Genomic DNA, 2,096 nt, shown 5'->3' on the forward strand with positions numbered 1-2,096 from the left:
CGCAGAATCGCCGCCGCCGACGATCACCACTTCCTTGTCGCGGAACACGTCGAAACTGCGCGCGTAATAGTGCAGGCCCTTGTCTTCGAACTGCTCGGCACCCGCAGCCGGGAGCTTGCGCGGCTTGATCGCGCCGATGCCCGACGAGAGGATCACGGTCTTGCTGAAATGCTCTGCCCGGTCGGTCGTGAGCTTGATGACGTCATCGGGGAGACGCTCGATCTTGCTGACCCGTTCGCTCAGGCAGACCGTGTGCGGCCATTGCATCGCTTGCTCGACACAAGCATTGACCAGATCCTGAGCGATGATCGCGGGAAAGCCTGGCATGTCGTAGACATATTTTTCAGGATACAGGGCGTACAGCTGGCCGCCGAATTCTGGGAGCGCGTCGATGACCTTAGCACGCGCGCCGCGCATGCCGGCGTAAAACAGCGCGAACAGCCCCGTCGGACCGCCACCGATCACCGTGATGTCGAAAACGTCCACGTCGGCAACCGTTCGAAAGCCCGTTATCAGCGGCCTGCGCTCACCAGGGGCTGCAGCCGCGCGAACGCAACACTGCCCGACCGCGCGTCCACGAAAGGTTATGCAAGTGTTGCCACGAGCTCAAAGCTACGCGACCTGGTTAGGGATCGTCCGCATCTTCACCGGAATCATCTGGCTGTTGCACGGCGTGCCCAAATTGCTGAACCCGAATTTCGCCGGGCCCGATGGCATGGCGGGCATGGTGCAGGAAGCGGCGACGCACAACACCAGCGCGTACGGTGCGTTTCTCACTCACGTCGTGTTGCCGAACGCTGCGTTGTTCGCGCATCTGGTCGCCTGGGGTGAAACCTTGACCGGCGTGTCGCTGCTGCTCGGTCTGTTCACGCGCGTCGGCGGATTCTTCGGCGTGTTCTTACCGCTCAATTATTGGGCGATGAAGATGGGCTGGGCGACCACGGGCGGCTGGTCGGGTCTCGATATGACGACGCTCGCCCTGAGCTTCGTCAACCTCGTGCTGCCGACCGGCCTAGCGCTTGGGCTTGACGGCCTTATCGCAGCACGCCGCAGCGCACCGCGGGTAAACTCGGGCCCGGAGTCGTAGGTCTGCAAGAACCGACGCCACGAGATCTGTTGTGGAGGTTTTGGATATGTTGACGAAAGTGCCGCGGCCGACGCTCGACGATCTCGGCCTTTCCGCTGGCAAACGCGCGCGCTTGCATCGCTTGCTGTATGAGTACGGACCCGGCAATGGCACGTTGCTGCTCTTGCCGATCGACCAAGGTCTCGAACACGGGCCGGTCGACTTCTTCGACAACCCCGACAGCATGGATCCCGAGTACGAGTTCCGGCTCGCGCTCGAGGGCAATTACTCCGGCATCGCGTTGCACTACGGACTAGCGCACAAGTATTTCTACAAGTACGCGGGCAAAGTGCCGCTGGTCCTCAAGATCAACGGTAAGACGAACATCCCGAATGACGACGACGCGTTCTCTCCGATGACGTCGAGCGTCGAGGATGCCGTGCGCTTGGGCGCCGATGCGGTCGGCTACACGCTGTATGTCGGCAGCCCGGCACAAGGCACCGACATCGCGCAGCTCAACGACGTGCGCCGCGACTGCGATCGCTACGGCATGCCGCTGGTCGTGTGGGCCTACCCGCGCGGCAAAGCAGTCAAAGAAAAAGGCGGCCAAGATTCGCTCTACGCAGTCGACTATGCGGCCCGCGTCGCGTGCGAGATGGGTGCCGACGTCGTAAAGCTCAACGTGCCTAAAGTGACGGACAGTGACAAGCAGCCCAAGCCCTATCCGAGCGAAAAGCTCTCCGAAGAAGATGCGGTGCGCAAGGTCGTCAAATCGGCGGGCCGCACGCTCGTGCTCATCTCGGGCGGCAGCAAGGTCAGCGATGAGGATCTGCTGCACAAGGCTCGGCTCGCGATGGATGCGGGGGTCACCGGCTTGATCTTCGGCCGTAACCTCTGGCAGCGCCCGTTCGACGACGCCATGGCGATCACCGGACGCATCCACGAACTGCTCAAAGCCTACAGCGTGTAAGTCGCGCGACGCGCGCCGGCGAACCACTTGGATCATGCGCGGCCTTCAACGGCCGCGCAA

At 62.4% G+C, this 2,096-nt stretch carries 3 protein-coding genes; 2 read left to right on the top strand and 1 reads right to left on the bottom strand.

Annotated elements, in window-relative coordinates; translation table 11 throughout:
* A partial coding sequence (locus tag VKT51_01355; protein ID HLJ82806.1) for an NAD(P)/FAD-dependent oxidoreductase occupies nucleotides 1–486 on the bottom strand: 486 nt, incomplete at its 3' end.
* Between the two features lie 106 nt (nucleotides 487–592).
* Here VKT51_01355 and VKT51_01360 point away from each other — a divergent pair.
* Nucleotides 593–1,087 (top strand): DoxX family protein, encoded by a 495-nt coding sequence (locus VKT51_01360; GenBank protein HLJ82807.1) that lies wholly within the window; start codon nucleotides 593–595, stop codon nucleotides 1,085–1,087.
* A gap of 46 nt (nucleotides 1,088–1,133) precedes the next feature.
* Nucleotides 1,134–2,036: a hypothetical protein gene (locus tag VKT51_01365; GenBank protein ID HLJ82808.1), complete on the top strand. Its 903-nt coding sequence runs from the start codon at nucleotides 1,134–1,136 to the stop codon at nucleotides 2,034–2,036.
* Nucleotides 2,037–2,096: the final 60 nt, after the last annotated feature.

It is taken from the genome of Candidatus Eremiobacteraceae bacterium (assembly GCA_035295225.1).
GTDB lineage: Bacteria > Vulcanimicrobiota > Vulcanimicrobiia > Eremiobacterales > Eremiobacteraceae > JABCYQ01.

Excerpts from the sequence above, each read along its gene's own strand:
- VKT51_01365 (HLJ82808.1), top strand. The coding sequence starts at position 1,134 with ATGTTGACGAAAGTGCCGCGGCCGACGCTCGACGATCTCGGCCTTTCC.